This is a genomic window from Rhizobium sp. Rhizsp42 (assembly GCF_047304155.1).
Taxonomy (GTDB): Bacteria; Pseudomonadota; Alphaproteobacteria; order Rhizobiales; family Rhizobiaceae; genus Rhizobium.
Genome location: NZ_JBGLYS010000045.1, coordinates 1 through 24,067, shown reverse-complemented (window position 1 = coordinate 24,067; position 24,067 = coordinate 1). Strand labels below are relative to the sequence as shown.

The following is a 24,067-nucleotide window of genomic DNA, read 5'->3' as shown; positions in this document are numbered from 1 at the left end:
ATGACCGATTTCGATGCTGTGCACGAGCGCCGCGGCACTGGCAGCTCGAAATGGAGCAAGTATCCGGCTGACATCCTGCCCATGTGGGTCGCCGACATGGACTTTCCGGCGGCACCTGAGATCGTCGACGCCATACGCAACCGGCTCGAACATCCGATGCTCGGCTATGGCGTCGCCCGCGACGAGATGCGCGCCCGGATCGTCGAGGACATGGCCTCTAAATACGATTGGTCGATTACAGTAGACGACATCGTGTTCCTGCCGGGCGTCGAGCCCGGCTTCAACATGGCGTTGAAGGCCATGCTGGAGCCCGGCGACGGGCTGGTGGTGCAGACGCCGGTCTACCGCCCCATCCTCAATGCAGCCGGCCATTGGGGTCTGGTTCGCAACGAAGTGCCGCTCAAGACAACCGAGCAGGGCTACGTGATGGATGTCGACCCGCTGGCCTCCGCGCTTGCCAGATCACGCGCGCTGCTTCTCTGCAATCCGCAGAACCCGACCGGCAAGGTATTCACAAGAGACGAACTCACCGAGATCGCCACGCTCTGCGAAAAGAATGACGCGCTGATCATTTCCGACGAGATCCATTGCGAACTGCTGTTCGACGCCCGCCGCCACGTTCCGATCGCAACGCTTTCCGAGGAGACGGCGAACCGTACCATCACCCTGATGGCCGCCAGCAAAACCTACAACATCGCCGGCCTCAAGACCGCGTTCGCGATCGTTCAGAACCAAGAGATCCGCGAACGCTTCGTGCAGTCGAAGCTCGGAATGGTCGACAGCGTCAACGTACTCGGCCTCGAGGCGACGATAGCGGCCTACACACATGCCTCTGCCTGGAAAGAGAAGATGCTCGGCTATATCCAGGCCAACCGAGACTATCTTTCCGAACAGGTGGCGTCCCGTTTCCCCGCCATCCGGCTTGTGAAGGCGGAAGCCACCTTTCTTGCCTGGCTCGACTGCGGCGACATGGGGCTCGCTCCCGATCCGCAGGCGTTCTTCCTCGAACACGGCAAGGTGGGATTCAGCGCCGGATCGGAATTCGGCGCCGCTTACGGAGACTACGTCCGTGTCAATTTCGGCTGCCCACGATCGCTGCTTAGCGAGGGCCTCGACCGAATGGAACGTGCGCTGGCCATGCGCTAAGCCCCGCGAAATTTCGAAGCTTTTGATGCCATAGCCAAACCCTGCATCGCGCAGGCTATGGCCTAGCCTTTCGCTGCGGGGATTTCACGGACTTGGAGACGATCCAATCGGTTGACAGCCTAGAAAGACAATCTCGGGGGGAGCGGCTGTTTGATGGTGACCTCGGCCTGTCGATTGAGGACGGCAAGAGGATTATGGAAGCGCTGCAGGCTGGGTGCAACGAAATACGAAGAGCTCTTCGTGCTCTGGACGGCGATCGCCGCACGGCTTGAGGCTGCCGGCCTCGAAGCCGTTATGCCGGAGGCCGGCGAATTCGTCACCAGCCTCGACATGCAGGCTTGCTCGCTGACGCTGCTCTGGCTGGACGATGAGCTGGAGCGCTCTGGACGGCCGCCTGCGATACGCCGGTGCTGCGCCGCGGAGCGACGTTCACCACCGTTCCTGCCACGGAAGCGCTCGACGACAGCGACACACTCGCCAACTTTGCCAAAGCCAGCGACGTCTCCAAAATCGAGGGCAAATGCGTAGCAGGCGTAATCGAGGAGATCGCGCTTACACTGAAGGAAGCGGAAGAAGAACTTGGTCGCATCGACGCCGTTGCGGGTGACGGCGACCATGGTCAGGGGATGCGCCGCGGCTCGGCCGCAGCTCTCGATGCCGCCAGGGCAGCCGTTGCGCTCGGAGCGGGTGCGGCCAGTGTTCTGGCCGCTGCGGGCGATGCCTGGGCTGATCGCGCCGGCGGCACCTCTGGCGCCATCTGGGGCTTGCTGCTCCGCGCGTGGAGCAACGCCTTGAGCGATACGGCCGCAATCGAAAAGCATGCCGTCGTGAGAGGCGCCCGTCTGGCGCTAGACAGCGTGACCCGTCTTGGCCGCGCCCGCCCGGGCGACAAGACCCTCGTTGACGCACTCGTGCCCTTCGTCGAGACCCTGGAGAAAGAAGCTGCTGCCCGCAAGTCGCTGTCCGAAGCATGGTCTGCTGCAGCGGATGCGGCAAAGGCTGCCGCCGATGCGACTGCAACGCTGACCCCAAAACTTGGTCGCGTCCGTCCGCTTGCTGAAAAGAGCATAGGTCATCCTGACGCCGGTGCAGTCTCTCTGGCGTTGGTGTCGCGGGTAGCCGGAAAATACATCGCAAGTGAGAAAGGTTAGTGCCGAGCACCGAAGATTGTTCTCGCGCTCCAACCGCAGGTTAAGATTGCCTAGAGCCGCCGAACGCGGACAGCGTTCGGAGACGGTCGAAGTCGTTTTTCATCCCGCCGTTAAGGCTGCGAGGATTTCCGGGGGCGATCTGCCACACCATAAAACCTGTCCCGGCACTCAAGCAATCGATAGACCCATTGTGCAAAGAACAATCCTAGCTCCGGTAAACTTTCGTAATTTGCCCGACACGTTAGAAGGTCACCTACGACGTTGGCCAGGACCGCAGGACGGGCAAGTCGAAAGCTGGGACATTACCGTTCCTTAAACAAGTCGCTTGGCCCGTGTTTTGCGCGGGCCAAATGCTTCCGAGAGCTTGAATTCTCGACGCTGCGGTGGAAGCGCAGATACGAGCGATAGTCATCTTTGAATTTTCTGGTATTACGCAGAGACAGCGTCGGGAGCAGGCGTTATGAAGAGTTTGGTTCCGGACAAGTTTTACCGGGCTCGATCAAACAAGTATGCAGGTGGGAGAACGACGATCGTCCAGGTTTCCACGATCTTCGGCGAGTCCCCTGATTTCTGGACATTGGCGGTGCCGGGGTCCGACGAGCACCACATGATCGGCGATTTCGAGATTATCGCCCCTGTTGAGCCGCTCGAAGTCTTCCCTGTACGTTACGCTGCCGAATAGAGCCCGATCCGCCGGCGGTTCCGACCGACCAGCGCTCGCGCGCTCAAAGGCAGTGGATCTGGTCCTTGAACTTGACCGAGCTAACCGTCGGACATCCCCCTGACCCATAGCGACACAGTTATCAATTTTGCAGCCGCGGCAGATTAAACATCGGTAGACAATACAGGGTCTGCAGGAGACCGTGTTTGCGCGCTACCCCTTGCCTGTGACGCTGCCCTTGCTAGTTCATCCCAATGGACGCCGTCAGATCAACAGCCGCGGGCGAGCCACCAACGCCATTTCCGCGCACGCCACCTCAAAGGTTGAGCCCAGAGATCGACAAGGAAGTCGAGCGGCAACTCACCAGACGCACACGCGAGATCCGCCTTACCGGAGAACTCGCTCGCCTTTTTCGCGAGCGCTTTTGGTCTCAGACTTCAAAGATCATCCGAGCTTGGATGATGTGGGTCATTGTGCTCGATGCGCTGACGCTGGCTCTCAATGCCGTCCTCCTTCCCACCGAAACGGTCAGATCAATGCTTCTGCCCGCGTTGATCCTACCGCCCGCGGCCTTCATTGCTGCGGCCGTCTTCTCGAAACCCCGCCCCCTATGGGCACAGGGCGCGGTCGTCCTGGTGAGTGTCTTCTTGATCTTGCTGTCGGTTGCGTTGGTCGGCGTCAGCTCCGGAGGCGAATTCTACGAGCGGCACCTGACCATAATGCTTTTCGTCGCGGTCACCGCGATCGTCATCTTTCCGGTACCGCTTGGCTGGTCAATGACGATCGCAGCTTATGCTTTGGGCCTCTACCTATTCTTCCAGCTCAGAAACGCCGACATTGGTGCGGGAAGCGCTGTGGCCGGAACGTTGTTTTTCGCATGCGGCGTGGCCGCGACGCTCGTCGCCCGTCGCACCGCCACCATCCTCTCCCAGAAGACCTTCCTGCTCGAGTTGCGGGATCGCGGCCGACTGGCGGATCTGGCCGAGGCCAATGCTCGTCTCGAACTGCTGGCGCGGACAGATCCCCTGACTGGAGTTGCCAATCGTCGCTCAATGACTGAAACCATCGAGCGTTGTTGGAAGGGAGCGACCGGATCTAACTTTGGCGCCGCCATGCTCATGTGTGATATCGACGACTTCAAGAAGCTGAATGATAATCTCGGGCACGCGGAAGGCGATCGCTGTCTGGTCAAGGTCGCCGGCATCATCCAGAGCAGCATTCGCAACGAGCACGATCAGGTAGCGCGGTACGGAGGCGAGGAATTTCTTGTCCTGCTGCCGGGGGCATCTGAGGCAGATGCGAAAATCATTGCAGAAACCATCCGCAGCAGGGTGCAAGCCGCCGCTCTCCCCAACCCGACCTCACGGGTTGCGTCGCATGTCACCATGAGTATCGGCGTGGCCGCTTGTAGGCACGACCTTGATACGGGGTCGCCCGAGCAGCTTCAGCGGTCTGCGGACGCCGCACTCTATGCTGCAAAAACTGGCGATCGCAATCAGGTGGCTGTATTCACCCCGAAGGCTAACAAGACCTGAGAGCCAGCGTACTTTGGTTGGTCATTCGGCGCCTGCGGTCTAATGTACTGCATCTGACGTGGGGACATTGGTGCGCGTTGCGCACTTTCCGACGTAGGTGCCGATCAACATGGTGGTTATTTCGCCGAGCGACCTGTGACCATCGTTGAAGAACTGGATGGCGGCGCGCCCAGTGTGTGCGATGCCTGGTCGTCGGGAGCAACCTCGTAGTAGCGATACGAAAAAACAAAGTCGTCGATGCCCAGGCGATCTTGGACAGCTCTCGCCCAGTCGACGTCGCGGCGCGCTGTGTAAGCTCCATCCAGCAAGGTTGGACCCGCTTCGATGAGGCAGCCGATCCCTACACTCCGGAGCAGATCGAGGCAGGGCGCCAGCGTTATCGTCGAGTCTAAGCGAAGCTTTAACGCGAATTCTTTTAGGAGGGCGGCCCAACAGCCCGCGATCCTTACATTCCGCCGACCTCCACGACTGTTACCTGAAGGGCGTGAGTAGTTACCGGTTGGTTGCCATTTAACCTCAGCGCTGAGATAGGCAGTTCGGGCGACGGGAGGCTGATGCCTTCTTGGCGTGATGGGAACCGAACTTGCGACAAGCTTTCGGCTAAGATCTGAACGCCTGAAATTAGTATGCATCCCAGAGGATGCCGAATATCGGCATCCTCTGGGACCGCACGCAGTCCAGTAATCAGACTTCCTCGACGATCGGGTTGCTCAGGATGCCAAGCTTGTCGATTTCAACCTCGACAAGGTCACCAGGCTTCATCCAGAGCGGAGGGGTGCGCTTGGCGCCAACGCCGCCTGGCGTGCCACTGGCAATGACATCGCCAGCTTCAAGGCGCGTAAAGCTAGAGCAATATTCAATCTGCCGCGCGATGTCGAAAATCATCTGGCTGAAGGTGGCATCCTGCACGACCTGACCGTTCAAACGTGTCTGTATGCGCAGATCTCCCAAGGGGCCGAGTTCATCCGGCGTCATCATCCAGGGACCGAAGGCGCCGGTATCCGGAAAGTTCTTGCCCGGCGTGAACTGGTGTGTGTGTTTCTGGAAGTCTCGAATGCTACCGTCGTTGTAAATGGCATAGCCAGCGACGTGGTTAAGCGCGTCTTCACGCGAGATATACCGGCCGGGCTTGCCGATGATGATGGCGAGTTCGCCTTCGTAATCGAGATCGGTCGAGACCTTGGGGCGCACGATCGGCGCTAGATGGCCGGTCTGGCTATTGGCATAACGTGCGAAAATGGTCGGGTTTTCGACTTCCGAACGGCCGGTTTCCTGGCGGTGCATCTCGTAGTTCAGCCCGACGCAAAGGATCTTGTCCGGGTTCGGCACGACGGGCAGCCATTCGATATCGGCAAGGGGTGTCGCCGCAGCGGAAGCCGCGGCCTCCGCCACCCCCGCCAGGCCGGCCGTGATGGCTGCCTTGAGATCGGCATAACGGCCGGCAAGCACGGCACCGACATCGCGGAAGCTCTCCTGGTCGACAACGCCCCATGTCGTGCGGCCGGCTATTCTGACGGTGGACAGTCTCATACGTTCTTCTCCTTGAGTGCTATGAAGTGGCGGGCCGTCAGGCCCGCTGCATGTGATCGGAAATGCGGCTGCGCTCGCCGAAACGCTGGATGGTGCGGTCCGGGAAGATCAACGCGAAGGCGGAAATCGCACCGATGATGAGGATAGCGGCGGTAAACATCATCGCGTTCGCATAGCCCTCGGGAAGGTGCTCGGGGCCGGCGTGCTGCACGATCATGCCGGTGATGGCATTCGATGCGAGGGCGGACACGGCATTGGCGGAATAGATGACGACGATGAGCTTGCCGCGCTGGACGGCCGGAGCGACGGCACCGAGCGTAATCGGGCCATAAATGGTGGTGAGGCTAGGTGCCGCAAAGGCGATGGCGATTAGCACCAGTTGCAACCCACCGCTGACATGAACGGAACCGATCAGGGCAAGACCGCTGACCAGCAGGGCATAGCCGGAAGCGCTGCCGAGCGTCGTGCGCTTGCTGACGCCGCGCTGCAGCATCCGCTGGGCGATCCAGGAGCCGATCAGAAGAAGTGGCGACTGGAAGATGTAGACGGCGGAAATGACGCTGCCGGTCTCCATCTGGCTGTAGCCCAACCCCTGCTGCAGGAACGGCGGCAGCCAGGTCGCGGACATGCCGACGATCCAATAGGACATAGTCGACATGATGATGACGCCGATAACCGTTGGATCGAGCCAGAGCTTGCGGGCGGGTATCGGTGCCTCGGAAGGCTGGCTTGCAACGGTCTTTTCGTTGCTCGCCGCATAGGGACCTTCGCCGCCGATGAACAGCCAGGCGAAAATCCAGCAAATGCCGATAACGCCGCAGAACAGGAAGCCGGTGCGCCAGCCATGCTGGACGATGATATAGGTGAGGATCGGGCCGCCCGCGAGCAGGCCGACGCTGATGCCCTGAAGAACGACGGCACTTGGCACGCTTCGCTTTTCCGGGCTGAACCAGTTATGCGCGGCATGCAGTGCCGTCGGCAGGCCCGGTCCCTCGCCAAGACCGAGAAGGATGCGGCAAACGACCAGAACCGTTACCGAGCTGGTGAAATAGATCGGTATCTGCGTCAGCGACCAGATCGCCGCCAGCACCACCAGGATCCACTTGATTGGCACGCGACCGATGACGAACAGGCCGACGAGTACGCCGGAGATCGAGAACAGCAGGAAGAAGCTGCTGCCGATCAGGCCGAACTGCTGCGGCGAGATCTGCAACTCCTTCATCATCGGCACTGCCGACAAGCCGAAGACGAGCTTGTCGAAGAAGTTCAGCGTTTGAAACAGGAAAAGGAGGGCGAGAACCGCGAATGGGCGCCACGCACTGCCTTTCTGGATTGCCGTATCGGTCATGTTTTCCTCCCAGAACCGTATCAGGATATGATCAGCAGGTCGCGCCGCGCCTTATGCGAGGCGGCGATGCAGATCCGAAAGTTGTTCGTTGAGATCGGCGAGCGATCTTGCCGCGCCGAATACGTAGTGGTCCGGCCGGACGATGACGGCGACCGCACCATTGCGATCGAACCAATCGGCCAGAACCCCGTCCTTCTCCTGAAGAACGGAGGCTTCGCCATTGCCCTTGCCTGCCGGAACGACGGCATGCACGGCGAGGCCCGCAAGCTGCGCGCCGAGCCCAGCCCCCTCGCCGGACGCGATCTTGCGGCCATCGAGGAAGACGCGCCAACCGGTACCCGTTACCTTGTCGAGCAGTGTCGTGGCCGATGGCTCGACGATCGACGGCTGCGGAAACAGGACGCCTCTCGCCGGCGTTCCCTCGGCTGCAATGAGGCCTTCCTCAATCGGCGGAACGATATCCTGGCGGGTAATCGTCAACGGTTGTCCGCCGCCCTCGGCAAGAATGCGCGCATCGCGCGCTTCGGCCGCTGCCGGATCGCGCTCGCAGATATTCTGGCCGATCGCCTTGATCTTGCCGGTCAGCGTCCGCACGTGTCGGCGGCGCTCGACGGTATATGTATCGAGAAGGTCGGGCGAGGATTCTTGCCTGAGTACCCGGTCGAGCTTCCAGACGAGGTTCGACACGTCCCGCAGGCCCTGGCACATGCCCTGGCCGATAAAAGGCGGTTGCTGGTGGGCGGCGTCGCCGGCAATGGCAATGCGGCCGCGCCGCCATTCGTCGGCGACGAGCGCATGGAAACGGTAGGCGGCGGCGCGCCACAACTCTCCATCTTCCGGCGCAAGCCAGGGCGCCAGCAGCATCCAGACATTTTCCTGCTTTTCCATTTCGCGCGGGTCTTCGCCGGGCAACAGCATGATTTCCCAACGACGATGATTGTTCGGCCCCATGATGAAACTCGTCGGGCGCGCCGGATTGCAGAACTGCGCGGATGTCGAGGGAAGTTTAGACAGGGCTCCGTCATGAACCTGGACATCGACGACCAGCCACGGCTCGTCGAAGACGAGATCCTCGAGCTTCATGCCGGACAACTGGCGGACCGTGCTCCAGGCGCCGTCGCAACCGATGACATAGCGCGCAGAGACGGTGCGGACACGACCAGCGGCATCTTTCAGCCTGGCCAGAACCTCTTCGCCAGTATCGGCAAGATCGATCAGTTCGGTGCCAAGCTCGACGGTTACGCAGTCGAAGCTTTCGGCATGGCGGCGCAGCGCCACTTCCACCGGCGGCTGGGTGAAGACCATGCTCGGCGTATAGCCGAGCGGATAGGGCTTTGCGACCATGTCGATGCGACGGATGAGTTGTCCCTTGGCGCCGAAATGCTGAGACGCGGTGAACGGTGCGACATAGGGCAGAACCTGATCGGCCACGCCCATATTGTCGAAATGGCGCAGGATCTCGTGATCGATCGCGATTGCCCGCGGCTTGTCGTAGATCTCAGTCAGGCGCTCGACGACAAGAGTTCGGTGGCCTTTCTGTCCGAGCATGCCGGCGGCAACGGCGCCGGCCGGGCCGAAGCCGACGACGAGGATATCGATATGATCGGAAACTTCGCTTTCAATATGCACTGGCATGCCTCTAAAAACTGTTCGTCGGGTCGGTCTATTGGGCGAAGGCGATGGCGGTCTGGGCTTTTTTGCAGGCCTCGCTCTTGGGTAGCGCGATGCCCCAGTGATCGGTCCGGCCCGGTGGCCAGACCCAATCGGACGGGCCTTTCACCCGGTAGTCGTCATCGACCTGGAGGACCTCGGCCGTGTATTCGATGACGACGCCGGTCGGATCGACGAAATAGGCAAACACATTGTCCCCCGGTCCATGACGGCCGACACCCCAGCCGATCGGATAGCCAGCATCGGCGATCCTGCCGGAGCCGCGCATGACCGATTCCAGGTTCGGAACGAGGAAGGCCACATGGTTGAGCCCGTTTTGCTGCGCCTCGGCCAACACAACAGCATGGTGATCGTCGTTGCAGCGCAGGAAAGCCATCAGCTTGGAGCGGTCGGTAAGGCGAAACCCGAGGACTTCCTGATAGAAGGTAGTCAGAGCCCCGATATCGGCGCTATTAATATTCACATGCGCCAAGCGGGTCGGACGATTTTCGACCTCCGTGCCAGCCTTACGGCTGTCGCCATGGACGAATTCCAGCACCGAACCCTGCGGCTCGCGAATGACGAAGCGGCGGCCGCCGGAGGGGGCATCCGCGTCTCCGATCGTGCGCAGGACCGTGCAGCCCGCTGCCATCGTTTTGTCGAGAAGGTCGGCGAGATCCTCCGCGGAACGGACGCGAAAGCTGATCTTGCGTAGTTCGGCACGTTCTCCCTCCTTCAGTTCCAGCACATGGAAATCATCTCCGCTGGCCGCCAAGAACACCTTGCCGTCCGCCTCGGCGACCACTTCAAGGCCCCAGACACGTGTGTAGAAATCAACGGAACCGTTGAGATCGGGCGTCGACAGCTCAACGCTGCGCAGCGCCGAAACGGGAAAGTCGCTCATCTGAAGAAACCTTGTCCAAAGCCAGATATTCTTGCGCGTTGGCGAATGTCAGCCGTTCGCGCAGGGTGAGATCCGCAAAAGTCGCCTCGATACGGGCGACCGGGTCCGCCTCGCGGAAATTGAATGGGTAATCCGTGCCAATCAGCACCTTGTCTTCCCCGAAAATCGAAACGAGCCGGCGCAACGTCTCTTCGTCGAAGACGAGCGAATCCACATAGAGGCGGCGCGCAAGCTCGACGGGCGCTTTGGGCATCACTTCCCTGACGGCCGGAAAGACTTCATACCCCTGCTGCAGACGCGGCAGCAACGAGGCGAATGTGCCGCCGCCATGGCTGAACGCGATGCGCAGCTTCGGAAATTTTGTAAGAAGTCCGCCTGTGATCGCCGAGGCGGCCGCAAGCCCGACATCGGTCGGATAACCAAGGATCTGTTGCAGGGGGGCCGGCCCAACGAGCCTGTCCATGCCGGCCGGCCTGACCGCATGAACAAAAACGGCAGCACCCAGCGCTTCCGCTTCCGCGAAGAACGGATGCAGGCGCGGATCGCCGACCGGCATGCCGTTGATGTTGCTGCCGATCTCTACGCCGGCAAAACCCAGGTCGCGTATCACGCGATGAAGTTCCGCGATGGCGAGATCGAGATCCTGCAGGGCAACGCCGCCGAAGCCGGCGAAACGCCCCTCGCCCTCCGCGACCAGAGACGCGATCGTATCGTTGACATGGCGCACAAGATCATTGGCCGGGCTGGCGTCGAGCCAGTAACCGAAGAGTTCCGGCATGGGCGACAGCACCTGCAGCCTGATCCCTGCACGATCCATTTCCGCAAGCCGACGTTTGGCCATCCAGCAGGCATCGCTGACGGTGCGGTAAGGCTTATCGTTGATGACGATGGTGGCGTGGCATTCGCCGGCATCTACCATGCTGGGCCAGCCTGCCGTCGACACGCCTCCCGGCGCCCCCGGGAAACGTGACGGCACGACATGACAGTGGACATCCACGGCGCAGCAAGTGCACGCGGCTCGTCTCTTTGGCATCGATGTGAAAGCTCCAACCATTCGTCCTCTCCCTGCCGTACCTTTAATTATGCAAATTTCGTAACGCAAGCCAAAAATTTATAAATTCCAAGTCAATGGCAAACTGTGTATATAAAATCGGAAGTCATCAGAAGCTGGGAGCATCATGAGTATCGGGATTGTCCATGGAGCCGTTGAAGCGCCTGCTACCTTGGCCACCGGCATCTACGAGCGATTGAAAGCCGACATCCTTTCCGCACAGCTTGAACCCGGGCGGAAACTGCAACTTCGGTTTCTCATGGAGCATTACGGTGCGGGGCAAACACCGCTACGCGAGGCGCTTAATCGGCTTACCACGGAGGATTTGGTAGTCGGGAAGGAACAGCGCGGTTTCTTCGTCCAGTCCATCAGCCTGGAGGAGCTGGCGGAACTGACTAAAACACGCGGCTGGGTCGAGGGAACAGCACTACGGGAGTCGATCGCGAACGCTACTCCCGCCTGGGAAGAAGCGCTTCTGGTTGCGCATCACCGGCTTGATCGAACCCCGAGATCGCTCAACCCTGACAATTTTGAGAACAATCCCGAATGGGAGCGCTGCCACCGCAAATTCCATGCCCTGTTGATCGGCAACTGCGGTTCTCGTCCGTTGATAGCGTTTTGCGAGCAGCTCGCCGACCGGCTTTCGCGATACCGAGCTTTATCAAGCCGAAAATCGTTTAGAGTTCGCAAGGTTGGCGAGGAGCATGATGCACTGCTTCGCGCTGTGCTGGATTCACAGCCCGACGCGGCAGTTGAACTACTTGTTGCACATTACGGCCGAACCGCTGCATTCATTCAGGAAAGCATTGGCAACCCAACGTGAACCAATCGCGTAGGGCCCAGGTCTTGATGAGATATGAACTGCCGACCCAGCAGTTATGCTAGCTTCATTTCGTATCGCAAAAGCGCCCAGTATAGGTTTGTCTAGCCGTTGCGCTCAGCGTGGCCGAACTGGATGACGCTCGGCCCAATAAGATGGTCGACAGGTCTGGCAAGGCGGCGACTGCCGGCGCTGAAGCTCACCAAAAGAATGCTCGCCTTGATAATAGTTGATAAATGGCTTATGACTTCGCCATCACAATAGATGGAGGATCACATGATCAGCGCAGATCTGGGAAAGCAGCTCGAAAGCTATGTCCAGCAACTCGTTGACACAGGGCGCTACGGTTCGAAAAGCGAAGTCCTGCGTGAAGGCGTGCGATTGGTCCAGGATAGGGAGACCAGGCTCGCCGCGCTGGATGCTTCCATCATGCGCGGTATTGCCGATGCGGACGCTGATCGAACTAAGGCAGCGAGCGATGTTTTCGACCGCCTCGACGCCAAGTATCGGACGATGGCTGAGAAGGCCGAAAAATCGGTATGATCCTTGAATTTTCCAGGGAGGCCGAACGCGATCTTGAGCAGATCGCTGATTATATTGCCGAGCACAATCCACAGCGCGCGCGCGCCGTTTCATTCCTCCAAGAACTCCGGAGTAGTTGTTACGGTCTCGTCGAGAGTCCGAATGGCTTCGCCGTCGTCCCCCGCTTTGAACACTATGATATTCGCCGACGTGTTCACGGCAACTACCTGATCTTTTACCGCGTTGTACGTGCTAAGGTGATCATCATCCACATCCTGCATCGTGCCACCGACTATGGCGCCATCCTTTTCGGCGAATGATCCCAAGGGTCTATCTTTGGTAATGTGGGGCAGTGCGGCCAAGTTGAGTAACGCGAGTTGATGAGATTCGAACCTACGACCCGCAGCTTCTGCCGCGTAGGTGATCCAAGGATTCATCGCGTCCGATTGAACGGCAAATAACAGGCTCGCATTGCACAGCACGAGAGGGGCGGCAAATGTGCCGCCCCTTGCCCCAATGAACTACATCTTGCCCATGCTTTTCATCGCATTGTCCATGTGCATTTTGCAGTCGTCCATTTTTTTGGCCGCCATCGAGTCCTTGGCCATCATCATTTCCTTCGATGCCATTTCTTTCTTTTCCTTCATCGCAGGATCGCTCATCGCATCGATGCCGGACTGCATCTTCATCATCGAGGCGTCGTCGCATTCCGCCGCCATCATCGCGTCCTGGGCAAAGACAGGCAGCGCGGAAGCGGCTGCCAGAATGATAGCAGCTAGGGTGCATTTCAACATGGTATTCTCCTCCTTGTGGGCACCATTGCCCGTTGCAAGACTCTCGGGCGCGAAGCGCTGCGCAGATCCGCTTCGATTTACGTTAGATGCCGGCGTACCATTCGTAGCCGCGGTCCTCCCAGAAGCCGCCCTTGCCTCCCCATAGACCGGCAAAACTGTGCGTGATCTCGATCCTCATCAGATATTTCGCATGCTTGTAGCCAAGGTGGCGTTCGACGCGCAGGCGTAGCGGGGCGCCGTGAGCGACCTCCAGGTCTTTGCCATTCATCTCGTAAGCAAGGATGGTTTGAGGATGGAAGGCGTCGATCAGATCGATGCTTTCGTAATAGGTGCCGCTACCATCCATCGTTTGCTCGAGCTCGTCGGCGCAATGAAACACCACATAGCGCGCACCTGGCTTAAGCCCTGCACTCTGCAGCAGCGGCCCAAGCGGCGTGCCCGTCCATTTTCCGATGGCGCTCCATCCCTCTACACAGTCGTGGCGGGTAATCTGCGTGCGCGAAGGCAAGCGCTTCAGGTCCGTAAGAGACAAAACAACGGGACGCTCGATTAATCCATCGATCTTCAGCCGCCAGTCAGCAAAGCCGGTTTCCATCATTCGCGCATAGTCTTCACTGTCGGGCGCCGTCGAGCCGTTTGGTTTGAACACCGGCGAGATGTCGGGTTCGGAAAACTCGCGCGCCAGCGTGTCCTTGGAGACAAGCAGCCGCTGGCCGCGCATCGTCAGCCGCTCCGCCATTTCAAGGACGCTCTGGACATTCGAATTCTGCGCGACGTCATCGCAACCGCTCAAACCGAGGGCGGCGAGGCTGGCTGCCGAACCGGTCAACAGGCGGCGGCGGGTGATTGAGAACGTCATGGCTCGCCTCGCTCTGTTTCGATGGCATATCGGCCAGTGATCATCGAACGCATGTTGTTCCAGAGGCCCGAAAGGATGACCATCGACACATGAATGATCACGAAGGCGACGATCGACCATGCGCAGATGAAATGGATCGATCGCGCCGATTGGCGGCCGCCAAAAAGATCGAGCAGGAAGGGGTATCCGGCATCAATTCCGGGAGACATGGTCAGTCCCGTTGCCAACATTAGCGGTAGCAACACGAAAATGACGATCAGGTAGGCGAGCTTCTGCAGCGCATTGTAATGCCTCGCCTCCTCGCCTTTTGGAAAGCGCAGCCGTGCGTGGTCCGCGATCTCCCGACCCAGATGCCGTGGTGTGAGTTGCTCCGCGGTTGGCGCCAGATCGCGGTGAAAATGTCCGCGCACGAAGCCATACAGGGCGTAGAGCGAGCCATTGATCACGAACAACCACGCGAAAAAGAAATGCCAGCGCCGGCCGGTGGCGAGATCCTGGTAGCTCGGGATCGTGGCCCAGGCTGGAAAGCCGCGTTCGGTCGCTCCGTCGCCGACACCTGACAAGCCGAGAAAGCCCGTGGTGTTAAGCTGCACATCCCCAACGGTTAAAACTCCGCGCGTACCGCCGTCCTGCTCGACCGTCCCGATCGACAGCCAGGACGGATCGGCATCGGCGCCATATTGCCCCCAGTAGAGCGATGGATGTGCGTTGAAGATCTGCAGTCCGCTCATCAGGAGCAGGCTCAGACAGAGAACATTGATCCAGTGAGTGATCCGCGTCACCAAGGAGTGTCGGCGGATGAAGATCCTTTCCGGCGGTGCGTCGCTGTGGTTGTCGAGTGTCGCCATGATCGGTTTCGATGTCCGGTTACGTCACATTCCCGGAGTAAGTACGCAGGCCGCCCACGACTTGTTACAAGCGGCGGCAATGTTTTTTGCTGCGTAGCTTTTGCCAGCATTGCGCTCGCAACCCGTCACGAAAGCGTGATGCCGTAACGAAGGGTGCTTCTCTCGCGAAGGAGGATGAGAGGAAGATCACCAAGGGAGTTTAATCATGAGATATTTGAGTGGATTGAGGCCCGCAGTGGCTGCGCTCGTCTTGAGTTGCGGCTTTATCGCGCATGCGGATGCCGGGCAATCAACAGCGATCGTCGAACTATTCACGAGCCAAGGCTGTTCTTCCTGCCCTCCAGCCAATGCCAATCTCGTCAGGCTCAGTAAGGAACCGGATATACTGACGCTGAGCTTTTCGGTGACTTATTGGGATTATCTCGGCTGGAAGGACAGTTTCGGGAAGAAGGAATTCACCGACCGGCAGACGGCCTACGAGCCTGCACTCGGCCAATCCGGCGCGTTCACACCGCAGATGGTTATCAACGGGCGCGAGTCGATTGTGGGTCAGGATTTCAATGAGATCCGGCGCGTCATCGACTCCGAGCCCGCTTTGCCCGGGCCGTCGATCTCTCTGTCAACACATAGCGTCGTGGTTGGTGCCGGGAAAGGCGTTCCAGCGCCGGTCGACATCTGGCTGGTGCAATATGGACCAGGCATCGTCCAAGTGCCAGTTGCCAGAGGCGAGAATGCCGGCGAGACATTACCTCACGCTCATGTCGTCCATGAGCTACAGCGTCTCGCCACTTGGCAAGGGGAGATGGTAACGTTGCCGATCCCGTCTGCGCACCGAGGTCTCAAGAGAGCCGTCATCGTCCAAGAGCAAAACGGAGGCAGGATCGTCGCCGCAGCAACGGATTGACCGGCGCAGTGCGCAACTAACCGGTTAGCGCTGCTGGTCTAGGAGGGTCTCCAGAGCGGACGTTGTTGACCGTTTGGGGATCCTTGACGCACTCGTTGGCTATGAACATCGCCCAATGTGCACGCGTCTCGGGGGACCTCACCAGCTAAGGCCGCAAGTCGAGCATCGCCTTCCCGCTGCTATCCATTGCGAACGGCCTGAAAGCATGCTGGTGCGCGAGCAGCCATCTTCCTTCACGTTTCACGAGACCCAAGGTTTGCCAAAACCAAAGGTCAACTCTTGTGTCGTCGGCATTCGTTCCTGTCATGTTGAAAAAGCCGGCCGAATAAATCTCAGCCGGCTCATAGGACGGCACGCTTGAGGTGCCGGCCACGCGCTTTATTGGAGGCCAGAGTTACATCTTCGGCAGAAGAACCTTGTCAATAACATGGATGACGCCGTTCGACTGCTTGACGTCAGCGATCGTCACATGGGCAACGCCGCCCATTTCGTCAGTCAGTGTGATCTTGCCCATGCTTTCCTTTGCTTTCAAGATGCAACCGCCCACCGTCTTGACGTCATGTGTGCCGTTGTCGTCCTTGATCATCTTCTCGATAGTCTTCGACATGGCATCGGCTGCGACGACGTGGCAAGTAAGAACCTTCACGAGCTGAGCCTTGTTTTCAGGCTTCAGGAGCGTATCGACAGTGCCTTTGGGCAGAGCGTCGAAGGCTTCGTTGGTCGGCGCGAAGACTGTGAATGGGCCCTTGCCCTGGAGGGTTTCGACCAGACCTGCGGCCTTCACAGCGGCAACGAGCGTCGTGTGGTCCTTTGAATTCATCGCGTTTTCGACGATGTTCTTGTTTTCGTACATGGCCGCGCCGCCGACTTTCGGATTGGCGGCATAGGCGCCAGCAGCCGTGGCGGATACGAGAGCAGCAATTGCAACCGCGCGAAGTGCGGACTTCATCATGATACTTTCCTCTTCCTCTGAACGCCCCGGCGCCGATGCGCGCCTCCTAAGGCCGTCCCCTTATGGGTGACGCAACAAAAGACGAGAGCGCGAGGAAAAAAGTTTCAGCCACACAAGATTTCTTCGCGAACTTTCTTCCGAGGATCACAGAGCTATTTGTGGTCACGACTGAATGGCCAGGCAACGACTTTTCCGGAGAAGAGCGCCACCCACACCAGGGGAGGCTGCAAGGGCAAACGGACTAGATGGTAGAGCCATTGCCACGGCGAAACGGTTGCCGCACCGAGACCATCGATGGCATGGTTGATATTGGCTGGGAACACGCAGACTGCATAGAGCGCAAGGCCAATGGCAGCCGTGTTCCGTAGCTGCGGTACGACGAGCCCGATTGCGCCGGCGATCTCAAGCAATCCGGTCAGCAAAATCACGACCTTAGGGTCGGGGACCCAAGTAGGTGTAATGCCAAGAAAAGGCCTGGGTATTACGATATGCAGACTACCCGCAGCGCCGTAGAAGGCGGACAAACCATAACAGCACCGCCGTTGCCAGACGTCAATCGTTGCCATCATTCGCGATCCGCCGTTCGACATCTCGCTTCAACGCAGTCAAATTCGTCTTACGGCCGGCGACCACCTCGATCGCCCCGATCGCCAGATCGCTGGCGACGAAATCCGATTTATGGCCAAGATTGTGAACGACAACGAGGCGTGCGCCATGAATGTCGCGCGCGAGATGCCGCGCATGGACCTCAGGAGAAACGATCTCATCTGTATCGCCGGTGATGATTGTGGTGGGGGCACGGATACGCCGATAGCCGGGCGCCGCGGACTTTGCCCAGTCGCTGAGCGCAGCCACTTCTCGTGCGTTGTGCCGAAACCGTGGCGGCCGCAGCGCGTCCAAAGCCCGCGTGCGGGCGAGGTAACCCGAGGGCACGGGATTTGGCGCAAAGACGCTTCTTGTCGCTCCATTAATCGCCACAACACCGATCGGTGGCACGATAAAGGTGCTAAACAAGGCCCCCGTTATTGGCGCGCTTGCAGCTTTGTAGTACCAGGCGATCCCGCCGTTCCACGGATAGACGGCCGGAGAGAGGAATACGAGGCCGAACACCATCTCGGGGTGGCGAATAGCGAAGGACGCGGCGATCGCTCCGCCGAATGAATGTCCGACGATGATGGCTCTCGCAATCCCACGCTTCTTCATGAGGATGGCAATTGCGTCAGCCTGGCCGTCGGGAAGAATGTTCTGCTCGCCGCCTGCGTCGGAGCCGCCATGGCCCGGACGATCAACGAAAAGCAATTTCGCACGCCCTTGCAGCTTCGCGCGAAACGAAAACATCGGATCATACAGACTGGCGCTGGCGCCGTGGATGAACACGATCGGAGGCAAGTCGGGTTTTCGGGTGGGCTCGGCCAGGACACTGTTAAGCTTGAAACCGCCGACATCGATGCGGACTGGCTGGTCCTGTTGTTGTGGAGTGGCGACCGCGCTGGGCAAACCGAATAGGGAAAAACCAATCATCAAAAGCGCGCCGACAAGGCAGAGGATCCGAGCCGACATGTCTTCAGAGCTGTCTGGCCGTGCCGCTGGCAACGACGGGGCCAGTCGGCAACCCCGTCGGTGAACCGCCGAATGGCTCAAGGCTGACGGCAAGAGTGGCACCAGCGCTGATATTCCGACGCAAGTCCGCGGGGATCAGGAGTTCGCCGTCGGCATTCGGCTGAAACACGCCCAGCGAACGCGGGTTGCCACTTCCCGGCACCAACCAGAGCTGCAGCGACTTTTCGTCTTGTTTTCCGGCCGCGATCGGAATGATTCGCAGTCTGCCACTTGACGCATCGAAGGAAGCGAGCAGATTGACCGGATTGTCGGGAGCAGAGAGTTCGGCCACCACCGGGCCACGGGAAGGCTGCATGGAGAGCATACCGGAAGCATAGACCAAAGCCACAACGGCAACCGCGGAGGTGGCGAGCGAGACCCAGCGCCAAAAGCCAGCCGCGTTCCAAAGCCCGGTCGCAACCGGCGACGGATTTCCGCCAAAGAGCCGCTTCTCGATCTCGGCAAACACCGCAGCGCTGGGCGGAGTCTCCTGATAATCGTCATTGAACGTGGACAGGTCTGATTGCCAGCGCTCGACCAATGTGGCGAAGGCTCGATCCTCAGCGATCCGTCGCTCCACCATGCGGCGTGCATCTGCCGACAGGACGCCGAGCACATACTCTCCCGCAAGGATCTCGTCCTTCGGTCGTCCCCCTTCATTCTGGTCGATCGGGGTCATCGCTCCATGCACTCCCTGAGCTTCAGAAGACTTCGACGCAGCCAGGTGCGAACTGTATTTAATGGCACATTCAGATTTTCAGATAGCTCGACATAGCTCCATCCGTCGACATAGGCGCGCCGGACGGCCTGAGCATGGGCCGCATCGAGTTCGAGCAGGCAGTTTCCTATGCGTCGCCCTTCATCAGCGATCAAAACGTGCTGCTCTGGCGTGGATATGGTCTGGTCCTCGAGATCGTAAGCCTCGTCGATATCGTCGGTCGCCGGTTTGCGGGCTCGCAGAATATCGATTGCATGGTTCCGAGCGATCGCCGCAAGCCAGGTGGATGGCGAACCCGTTTCCATGGCGAAGGTCTTCGCACGTTTCCAGACCTTGATGTAGACTTCCTGAAGCGCTTCTTCCGCATCGGTCTTCGTTCTCAGAATACGGAGACAGATAGCAAAAAGCCTAGGACTGGTCGCCCGATAAAGCGCTGTGAATGCAGCTCGGTCTCCAATTCCGACACGATTGATCAAATCTGCTATGTCACTGGTTTGCATTCGTGAATACCTTGCCGCCGACCTGTTATAGAGATCGCCGATCTGGAAAGACAAGGCGGTATGGCCAATAAATCTTGGTACCGGCCGATCAAAGCGAAACGGGATATTCAAGAGAGAAGTGTCATCGTTCATCGAGATGCTCCCGACGCCGAACCGCTCGATCCGGATGCGCGAAAAGAAATCCAGCATCCGATAAGGGCGGCCGTTCCAGACAGGATCGCCCCCCAGGCGAGATCAGCCAGTGTGAGGGTCGTGGACCAGTTCCTTAAGGTTGCCTGATTGGTCAGGTCGTAGGTCGCATAGGCGGTAAAGCCGAGAATGGCCCCATGAATTGCAGCCGCTCGCGGCGAACCCTGTTCCAAGCCGGGCTTGATCGCCAGAAATGTCAGCCCGGCGACATAAAGCAGATAGAAGGCGACAGCCGGAGCAAGCCTGAAGTCTTCAACGAGCATATCACCCACGACCGGACGATAGAGCGTGCTTGCCATGACGCTCAACCAGAAGAAGTCGATCACGACAAAGGTGGGCAGCGTCACGACATAGGCCACGAGAACACGTTTCATGCCAGCCTCCCTAATCACTTGGTCCTCCGCGTCTAATTGATCCGAGTCCAATCCACGCCCTTGCATAATAGTCCGGCTACGACGCACCCTTTTGTGGTCATCTTGTCTCCAGTGACTGTCACCGTCAGTTTGTAGGTCAGGTTCCGCTGTGGATCGAAGGCCGTCCCAGAATAAACACCATCGGCATCCGGCTCGATGGTCATGACGAGTCTGTCGCCCTCCTTTTCCTTTGGCGTGCCGGGCTTGATCCAGGTGTTGGTTGCGCAAATGTCCGATCCGCAGGATGCGATGCGAACCTTTGCATTGCCGTCGCCTCGTGCCCACTGACCGTCAATATCCGCGGCGTGGGCCAAAGTGAAAACCGGCAGTGCTCCAATGACTGCAACGGACGTGGCCATCATCAACTTCATCATGCTTGCTTCTCCTTTTGCCAGCAGGTCACGCATGCTCGATCGTGTAGAGTCCGACATCGATGCTCCCTTCCTCGAAGCCTGCCTCGCAGTAGCAGAGGTAGTAGTGCCAGAGACGCTTGAAGCGATCGTCGAAGCCAAGTGCGGCGATTGCGGGCCATCGCGCGTGAAACCGCGCCCGCCATTCACGCAGCGTCCTGGCATAGGATTTCCCGAAATGTTCCACCTCGACCAGTTTCAAACCGGCCGCCGCGACTGCAGCTTCAAGTGCCGTGTCAGAAGGCAGGAAGCCGCCGGGAAAGACGTATTTCTGGATGAAGTCGATACCACCGCGATAGCGCTCGAACCGCCGCTCCTCGATGGAAATGATCTGGAGGACGGCGCGGCCATCCTGTTTCATGCAGCGCTTCAAGGTATCGAAATAACTTGGCCAGTAAGCCTCGCCTACCGCTTCGAACATTTCGATCGAGGCGATGCGGTCGAACTGCCCCTCTGTATCACGATAGTCCTGGAGACGAAGATCGACCTGCCCGGAAATGCCAGCTCTCGTGGCCACGTCCTTTGCCCAGACCAGTTGCGAGGGTGAAAGCGTGATGCCGACGACATCCGCATGGGCGTTAACGGCCAGGTCGGCCGCCAACGCCCCCCAACCGCAACCGATCTCCAGCACGCGCTCGCCGCCGGACAGCGAGAGCTTTTCGCGAATACGGCCGAGCTTCTTGCGTTGAGCAGCTTCTAGACTCGGCGTGGTTTCATCGAAGATCGCCGAGGAATAGAGCATCGAAGCGTCGAGCCACTCCCTGTAGAAATCGTTGCCGAGGTCGTAATGCGCTTCGATATTGCGGCGACTGCCGCGCTTCGAATTGGCCTTCAACAGATGGCCGATCCTGTTGATCAGCCGCATCATGCCGCTTCCCTCGATGGCCGGCGCCAGCACGTCGCCATTTTGAGCCGCGAGCCGGATGACTGCCGTCAGATCCGGCGTCGTCCAGTCTCCCCGCAGATAACCCTCGGCAAAACCGATATCGCCGGCGCTCAGCAGGCGGCGCAACATACGCCAGCGGCGCATCACTATAACAGCTTCTGGCGCCGGCTCGGATCCAACTGCTTCCACAACTGAACCGGACGGCAGGACTACGCGCAGCCGGCCATGCCGAAGATGGGCTATGAGGCGTTTTATCAGTAGGCCGCCGAAACGACGATTTCCGGCCTCAGCGTGCAGATGCAGTGGAATTGGAGAAAAGTCGTCGAGCGGGCTCATCCGGACACCTCTAGTCCAATCGACAGCCCCGCAGGTCTGGCAAGTGGCCTGCGAACGATGCGGGCGCTTTCCTGTGCGACCTGCCATGGCCGGCGCAGGCCACCCAGGTCTTCCGCAACCGCCAATCCTGCCTGGATCCCGTCCTCGTGGAAGCCGGAACCAAAATGCGCACCGCAGAACCAGGTATTGCGAACGCCCTGCAGCGACCAGACTTCCTGCTGCGCCCTTTCAGTGCCCAGATCGAAGACTGGATGTTCGTAGACCTCGCGGCGGATGACGGTCTCCTCCCGCGGTGCACGCTGCGGATTCAAGGTCACAAATGTCGGCGGTACGGCGCCGAGCGGCTGCAATCTATTCATCCAGTAGGTGATCGACGGCTGAGCCGGCTCGGCACGCACGCCGATCCTCGTATCGGCAACGTAATTCCAGCTCGACCAGGCAGCGCGCCGTTTAGGCATCAGGCTGATGTCGCCGTGAAGTACAGCCTCGTTGCGCGAATAGCGGAAGGCGGCGAGTACGCGCCGTTCATCGTCGGTCGCGTCGGCGAGCATGCGAAGCGCTTGGTCGGCGTGCGTGGCGACCACCACATCATCGAACCTGTGCTGCCCGCCAAGACCGTCACGAAGCTCCACATGCCCCGCCATCCGCCGGATAGCGGCGACACGGGTCGACAACCTGATCCTGTCAGCAAACCGATGCGTGATCCGGCCGAGATATTCGCGGCTGCCACCCCTTACCGTTCGCCAGACAGGCCTGTTCCACAGTTCGAGCAGGCCGTGATTGCAGCAGAATTTCACGAAGCTAGATGCAGGGTACGCGCCAACCTGCATGGCGGGCGTCGACCAGATCGCGGCGGCCATCGGGTACAAATGATCCTCCCGGAAGGCGCGGCCATAGCGATTGCGGCTCAGATAATCCTCAAGTGACATGCCGCCCATCATCGCGAGATCTCGCGGCGCCGTTCGGTAAAAGCGCAGGAGGTCGCGCATCATCGACCAGAAACGCGGGCTGGTGATGTTCGATCTCTGTGCAAAGAGACCGAGGCCTGTGCCGCCGGAGTATTCGAAGGCGCCGTCATTCAGCGACACCGCAAAGGACATGTTCGATATCGCTGTCGGCACGTCCAGTATGTGAAACAGTGCCGTCAGATTGGGATAGGTGACTTCGTTATATACGATAAAGCCAGTGTCGACGGTGACCGGTCCGGTTTCGCTTTCAAACTCGACGGTGTTGCTGTGGCCGCCAATCCGGTCTGCGGCCTCAAAAATCGTTACGTCATGTGATTGCGACAGGAGCCAAGCGGCCGATAGACCGGAAATCCCACTCCCAACGATCGCAATATTCAATCTGCGGCTATCTGCCCTTCGGTTTCTTAGTTCCATCAATCCCTGCACCTCGGCGGCTCGATTGCTCCCTCACTACATTGTTACGAGGGCCGGGGGCGGAGAGTTTCATTGCAGGCATATTAATTTCGGAAAGGTTCCGTCGGACGGAAACAAAGGCCTCGGGGGCTCGATGCGTGATCGACGGGATTAGGACAGATGAGAAGCATGTGGATGGCGCTCCCGCGAGGGCGACAGCAGGAGCGCCAGCGCGGTCACTTCATGGCGTCGCAGTGCTTCATCATGTCCGCCTTCTTCATGCTGTCTTTTTCCATGCCGGCCTTGTGCATGCAGTCGGCCTTCGTGCCGCCCATCTTCATGCTGTTGGCCTTCATGGAACCGGACATCATGTTGTCGGTCTTCGTCATGTTCGATTTCATGCTGTCAGGCTTCTTCATCGAATCCATGCTCGACTGCGCACTGGCGCCGCCGGCAACCAGCGAAATGCCGATAAGCGTGACACTGGCGAAGGTGGTGAAAAGACGCGTGTTCATGGTGGGCCTCCCAAATGCTGCCCGCCACACCATGCGACGGGGTCACATGCCCTTGTTCGCAGCCACCCGGCGGTTTGTTACAGCCATCACGCGCCTGTGATTATGGAATGCCGAAACTCGGGCCTTCCTGACGCCCCAGAGCAGAGGTAGCGAGTTTCATAAAGGGCTTTGATTTTCGAAGATTTTTTGTTCGGAATGAAACTAAGAGGCGTTGCCTCCCGTAGAGACAAGACCCAACCTCGGGCCCACACGGGAAGGCTGATGGACATTCTGCTCCTCGTCGTCATCGCAATCTGGTTGTCGCTGGCCATGTCCAGCGCGTGGGTGATACAGCGCAGCAGCGGACAAAGTGGGTGGATCGACACCATATGGTCGGTTGCGGTGGGCATCGGAGGCGTGGTCGCTGCCTCGTTCGCCGGTGGTGACTTCAACCGCCGTGTCGCCCTCTTGATCGTGATCTGCGCC

At 59.3% G+C, this 24,067-nt stretch carries 26 protein-coding genes and 2 pseudogenes; 9 read left to right on the top strand and 19 right to left on the bottom strand.

The genetic code is table 11. The features are described 5' to 3' along the window. From ACCD05_RS28185 to ACCD05_RS28170, 4 genes and pseudogenes are all read left to right on the top strand, one after another. Positions 1–1,146 (top strand): PatB family C-S lyase, encoded by a 1,146-nt coding sequence (locus ACCD05_RS28185; protein ID WP_111564693.1) that lies wholly within the window; start codon positions 1–3, stop codon positions 1,144–1,146. 210 nt (positions 1,147–1,356) lie between these two features. Further along, positions 1,357–2,297: pseudogene (locus tag ACCD05_RS28180) on the top strand (DAK2 domain-containing protein); the annotation flags it as partial. A gap of 460 nt (positions 2,298–2,757) precedes the next feature. Next, positions 2,758–2,979, top strand: coding sequence for a hypothetical protein (locus ACCD05_RS28175; RefSeq protein WP_111564691.1), 222 nt, complete (start codon positions 2,758–2,760; stop codon positions 2,977–2,979). Positions 2,980–3,212: 233 nt separating this feature from the next. Beyond that, on the top strand, positions 3,213–4,493 hold the full coding sequence (locus ACCD05_RS28170; protein ID WP_112436899.1) for a GGDEF domain-containing protein: 1,281 nt from the start codon (positions 3,213–3,215) through the stop codon (positions 4,491–4,493). A gap of 684 nt (positions 4,494–5,177) precedes the next feature. On the opposite strand, the gene ACCD05_RS28165 is transcribed toward ACCD05_RS28170, so the two are convergent. The 5 genes from ACCD05_RS28165 to ACCD05_RS28145 are packed head-to-tail and all read right to left on the bottom strand — an operon-like array spanning position 5,178 to position 10,958. Further along, entirely contained in the window at positions 5,178–6,023 is an 846-nt protein-coding gene (locus tag ACCD05_RS28165; RefSeq protein ID WP_111564689.1) for a fumarylacetoacetate hydrolase family protein, read from the bottom strand. Between the two features lie 37 nt (positions 6,024–6,060). Next, positions 6,061–7,371: an MFS transporter gene (locus ACCD05_RS28160; protein ID WP_112436898.1), complete on the bottom strand. Its 1,311-nt coding sequence runs from the start codon at positions 7,369–7,371 to the stop codon at positions 6,061–6,063. A gap of 51 nt (positions 7,372–7,422) precedes the next feature. Further along, positions 7,423–9,000: a bifunctional 3-(3-hydroxy-phenyl)propionate/3-hydroxycinnamic acid hydroxylase gene (locus tag ACCD05_RS28155; RefSeq protein ID WP_413396850.1), complete on the bottom strand. Its 1,578-nt coding sequence runs from the start codon at positions 8,998–9,000 to the stop codon at positions 7,423–7,425. A 34-nt stretch (positions 9,001–9,034) separates the two neighbouring features. Continuing rightward, entirely contained in the window at positions 9,035–9,925 is an 891-nt protein-coding gene (locus ACCD05_RS28150) for a VOC family protein (protein WP_111564686.1), read from the bottom strand. After that, positions 9,888–10,958, bottom strand: a complete 1,071-nt coding sequence (locus ACCD05_RS28145) for an amidohydrolase family protein (protein ID WP_111564714.1) — start codon at positions 10,956–10,958, stop codon at positions 9,888–9,890. Before ACCD05_RS28145 ends, ACCD05_RS28150 begins: the two co-directional genes overlap by 38 nt. A 145-nt stretch (positions 10,959–11,103) precedes the next feature. On the opposite strand from ACCD05_RS28145, the gene ACCD05_RS28140 reads away from it, so the two are divergent. The 3 genes from ACCD05_RS28140 (at position 11,104) to ACCD05_RS28130 (ending at position 12,638) form a co-directional block, all read left to right on the top strand. Next, entirely contained in the window at positions 11,104–11,799 is a 696-nt protein-coding gene (locus tag ACCD05_RS28140; protein WP_111564685.1) for a GntR family transcriptional regulator, read from the top strand. Positions 11,800–12,072: 273 nt separating this feature from the next. Beyond that, complete coding sequence (locus ACCD05_RS28135; protein ID WP_111564684.1) at positions 12,073–12,339, top strand: type II toxin-antitoxin system ParD family antitoxin; 267 nt, start codon at positions 12,073–12,075, stop codon at positions 12,337–12,339. Next, positions 12,336–12,638, top strand: coding sequence for a type II toxin-antitoxin system RelE/ParE family toxin (locus ACCD05_RS28130; RefSeq protein WP_111564683.1), 303 nt, complete (start codon positions 12,336–12,338; stop codon positions 12,636–12,638). The genes ACCD05_RS28135 and ACCD05_RS28130 overlap by 4 nt, the downstream gene beginning before the upstream one ends. A 201-nt stretch (positions 12,639–12,839) precedes the next feature. On the opposite strand, the gene ACCD05_RS28125 is transcribed toward ACCD05_RS28130, so the two are convergent. From ACCD05_RS28125 to ACCD05_RS28115, 3 genes are all read right to left on the bottom strand, one after another. Beyond that, a complete protein-coding gene (locus tag ACCD05_RS28125) occupies positions 12,840–13,112 on the bottom strand; it encodes a hypothetical protein (RefSeq protein ID WP_111564682.1) in 273 nt (90 codons plus the stop codon). A gap of 82 nt (positions 13,113–13,194) precedes the next feature. Further along, complete coding sequence (locus ACCD05_RS28120; RefSeq protein ID WP_112436897.1) at positions 13,195–13,971, bottom strand: molybdopterin-binding protein; 777 nt, start codon at positions 13,969–13,971, stop codon at positions 13,195–13,197. Beyond that, a complete protein-coding gene (locus ACCD05_RS28115) occupies positions 13,968–14,819 on the bottom strand; it encodes a cytochrome b/b6 domain-containing protein (protein ID WP_111564680.1) in 852 nt (283 codons plus the stop codon). Before ACCD05_RS28115 ends, ACCD05_RS28120 begins: the two co-directional genes overlap by 4 nt. Before the next feature lie 205 nt (positions 14,820–15,024). Between ACCD05_RS28115 and ACCD05_RS28110 the strand changes: the two genes are divergently transcribed. Further along, positions 15,025–15,723, top strand: coding sequence for a DUF1223 domain-containing protein (locus ACCD05_RS28110; RefSeq protein ID WP_413396846.1), 699 nt, complete (start codon positions 15,025–15,027; stop codon positions 15,721–15,723). A gap of 145 nt (positions 15,724–15,868) precedes the next feature. Here the strand turns inward: ACCD05_RS28110 and ACCD05_RS28105 are convergent. The 11 genes and pseudogenes from ACCD05_RS28105 to ACCD05_RS28055 all read right to left on the bottom strand — a co-directional run. Continuing rightward, positions 15,869–16,045 (bottom strand): annotated as a pseudogene (locus ACCD05_RS28105) (DUF4440 domain-containing protein); the annotation flags it as partial. A gap of 72 nt (positions 16,046–16,117) precedes the next feature. Further along, positions 16,118–16,675, bottom strand: coding sequence for a fasciclin domain-containing protein (locus tag ACCD05_RS28100; RefSeq protein ID WP_112989805.1), 558 nt, complete (start codon positions 16,673–16,675; stop codon positions 16,118–16,120). A gap of 152 nt (positions 16,676–16,827) precedes the next feature. Continuing rightward, positions 16,828–17,241 (bottom strand): DoxX family protein, encoded by a 414-nt coding sequence (locus tag ACCD05_RS28095; protein WP_413396844.1) that lies wholly within the window; start codon positions 17,239–17,241, stop codon positions 16,828–16,830. Continuing rightward, positions 17,228–18,235 carry an alpha/beta fold hydrolase gene (locus tag ACCD05_RS28090; RefSeq protein ID WP_112989802.1) on the bottom strand — a complete coding sequence of 336 codons (1,008 nt, stop codon included), beginning with the start codon at positions 18,233–18,235 and terminating at the stop codon, positions 17,228–17,230. The genes ACCD05_RS28095 and ACCD05_RS28090 overlap by 14 nt, the downstream gene beginning before the upstream one ends. 4 nt (positions 18,236–18,239) lie before the next feature. Next, the gene (locus tag ACCD05_RS28085) at positions 18,240–18,953 is read right to left on the bottom strand and encodes an anti-sigma factor domain-containing protein (protein ID WP_112989800.1); all 714 of its coding nucleotides are present in this window, start codon (positions 18,951–18,953) and stop codon (positions 18,240–18,242) included. Next, positions 18,950–19,492, bottom strand: coding sequence for a sigma-70 family RNA polymerase sigma factor (locus ACCD05_RS28080; protein WP_112989807.1), 543 nt, complete (start codon positions 19,490–19,492; stop codon positions 18,950–18,952). The genes ACCD05_RS28085 and ACCD05_RS28080 overlap by 4 nt, the downstream gene beginning before the upstream one ends. A 128-nt stretch (positions 19,493–19,620) precedes the next feature. Beyond that, the gene (locus ACCD05_RS28075; protein ID WP_112989798.1) at positions 19,621–20,055 is read right to left on the bottom strand and encodes a DUF2177 family protein; all 435 of its coding nucleotides are present in this window, start codon (positions 20,053–20,055) and stop codon (positions 19,621–19,623) included. A 32-nt stretch (positions 20,056–20,087) separates the two neighbouring features. Next, a complete protein-coding gene (locus ACCD05_RS28070; protein ID WP_409527975.1) occupies positions 20,088–20,456 on the bottom strand; it encodes a DUF2147 domain-containing protein in 369 nt (122 codons plus the stop codon). 37 nt (positions 20,457–20,493) lie between these two features. Beyond that, positions 20,494–21,726: an SAM-dependent methyltransferase gene (locus ACCD05_RS28065; RefSeq protein ID WP_112989794.1), complete on the bottom strand. Its 1,233-nt coding sequence runs from the start codon at positions 21,724–21,726 to the stop codon at positions 20,494–20,496. Then, positions 21,723–23,108: an NAD(P)/FAD-dependent oxidoreductase gene (locus tag ACCD05_RS28060; protein WP_313761052.1), complete on the bottom strand. Its 1,386-nt coding sequence runs from the start codon at positions 23,106–23,108 to the stop codon at positions 21,723–21,725. The genes ACCD05_RS28065 and ACCD05_RS28060 overlap by 4 nt, the downstream gene beginning before the upstream one ends. Positions 23,109–23,323: 215 nt before the next feature. Then, positions 23,324–23,602, bottom strand: a complete 279-nt coding sequence (locus ACCD05_RS28055) for a pentapeptide MXKDX repeat protein (RefSeq protein WP_112989790.1) — start codon at positions 23,600–23,602, stop codon at positions 23,324–23,326. Between the two features lie 261 nt (positions 23,603–23,863). Between ACCD05_RS28055 and ACCD05_RS28050 the strand changes: the two genes are divergently transcribed. Further along, on the top strand, positions 23,864–24,067 hold a 204-nt coding region (locus tag ACCD05_RS28050), incomplete at its 3' end, for a DUF1295 domain-containing protein (RefSeq protein WP_413396840.1).

Bases quoted from the DNA above. Each gene is read 5' to 3' on its own strand.
- ACCD05_RS28185 (WP_111564693.1), top strand. From the start codon at position 1: ATGACCGATTTCGATGCTGTGCACGAGCGCCGCGGCACTGGCAGCTCG.
- ACCD05_RS28175 (WP_111564691.1), top strand. From the start codon at position 2,758: ATGAAGAGTTTGGTTCCGGACAAGTTTTACCGGGCTCGATCAAACAAG.
- ACCD05_RS28170 (WP_112436899.1), top strand. From the start codon at position 3,213: ATGGACGCCGTCAGATCAACAGCCGCGGGCGAGCCACCAACGCCATTT.
- ACCD05_RS28165 (WP_111564689.1), bottom strand. From the start codon at position 6,023: ATGAGACTGTCCACCGTCAGAATAGCCGGCCGCACGACATGGGGCGTT.
- ACCD05_RS28160 (WP_112436898.1), bottom strand. From the start codon at position 7,371: ATGACCGATACGGCAATCCAGAAAGGCAGTGCGTGGCGCCCATTCGCG.
- ACCD05_RS28150 (WP_111564686.1), bottom strand. From the start codon at position 9,925: ATGAGCGACTTTCCCGTTTCGGCGCTGCGCAGCGTTGAGCTGTCGACG.
- ACCD05_RS28145 (WP_111564714.1), bottom strand. From the start codon at position 10,958: ATGCCAAAGAGACGAGCCGCGTGCACTTGCTGCGCCGTGGATGTCCAC.
- ACCD05_RS28140 (WP_111564685.1), top strand. From the start codon at position 11,104: ATGAGTATCGGGATTGTCCATGGAGCCGTTGAAGCGCCTGCTACCTTG.
- ACCD05_RS28135 (WP_111564684.1), top strand. From the start codon at position 12,073: ATGATCAGCGCAGATCTGGGAAAGCAGCTCGAAAGCTATGTCCAGCAA.
- ACCD05_RS28130 (WP_111564683.1), top strand. From the start codon at position 12,336: ATGATCCTTGAATTTTCCAGGGAGGCCGAACGCGATCTTGAGCAGATC.
- ACCD05_RS28125 (WP_111564682.1), bottom strand. From the start codon at position 13,112: ATGTTGAAATGCACCCTAGCTGCTATCATTCTGGCAGCCGCTTCCGCG.
- ACCD05_RS28120 (WP_112436897.1), bottom strand. From the start codon at position 13,971: ATGACGTTCTCAATCACCCGCCGCCGCCTGTTGACCGGTTCGGCAGCC.
- ACCD05_RS28115 (WP_111564680.1), bottom strand. From the start codon at position 14,819: ATGGCGACACTCGACAACCACAGCGACGCACCGCCGGAAAGGATCTTC.
- ACCD05_RS28110 (WP_413396846.1), top strand. From the start codon at position 15,025: ATGAGATATTTGAGTGGATTGAGGCCCGCAGTGGCTGCGCTCGTCTTG.
- ACCD05_RS28100 (WP_112989805.1), bottom strand. From the start codon at position 16,675: ATGATGAAGTCCGCACTTCGCGCGGTTGCAATTGCTGCTCTCGTATCC.
- ACCD05_RS28095 (WP_413396844.1), bottom strand. From the start codon at position 17,241: ATGGCAACGATTGACGTCTGGCAACGGCGGTGCTGTTATGGTTTGTCC.
- ACCD05_RS28090 (WP_112989802.1), bottom strand. From the start codon at position 18,235: ATGTCGGCTCGGATCCTCTGCCTTGTCGGCGCGCTTTTGATGATTGGT.
- ACCD05_RS28085 (WP_112989800.1), bottom strand. From the start codon at position 18,953: ATGACCCCGATCGACCAGAATGAAGGGGGACGACCGAAGGACGAGATC.
- ACCD05_RS28080 (WP_112989807.1), bottom strand. From the start codon at position 19,492: ATGCAAACCAGTGACATAGCAGATTTGATCAATCGTGTCGGAATTGGA.
- ACCD05_RS28075 (WP_112989798.1), bottom strand. From the start codon at position 20,055: ATGAAACGTGTTCTCGTGGCCTATGTCGTGACGCTGCCCACCTTTGTC.
- ACCD05_RS28070 (WP_409527975.1), bottom strand. From the start codon at position 20,456: ATGATGGCCACGTCCGTTGCAGTCATTGGAGCACTGCCGGTTTTCACT.
- ACCD05_RS28065 (WP_112989794.1), bottom strand. From the start codon at position 21,726: ATGAGCCCGCTCGACGACTTTTCTCCAATTCCACTGCATCTGCACGCT.
- ACCD05_RS28060 (WP_313761052.1), bottom strand. From the start codon at position 23,108: ATGGAACTAAGAAACCGAAGGGCAGATAGCCGCAGATTGAATATTGCG.
- ACCD05_RS28055 (WP_112989790.1), bottom strand. From the start codon at position 23,602: ATGAACACGCGTCTTTTCACCACCTTCGCCAGTGTCACGCTTATCGGC.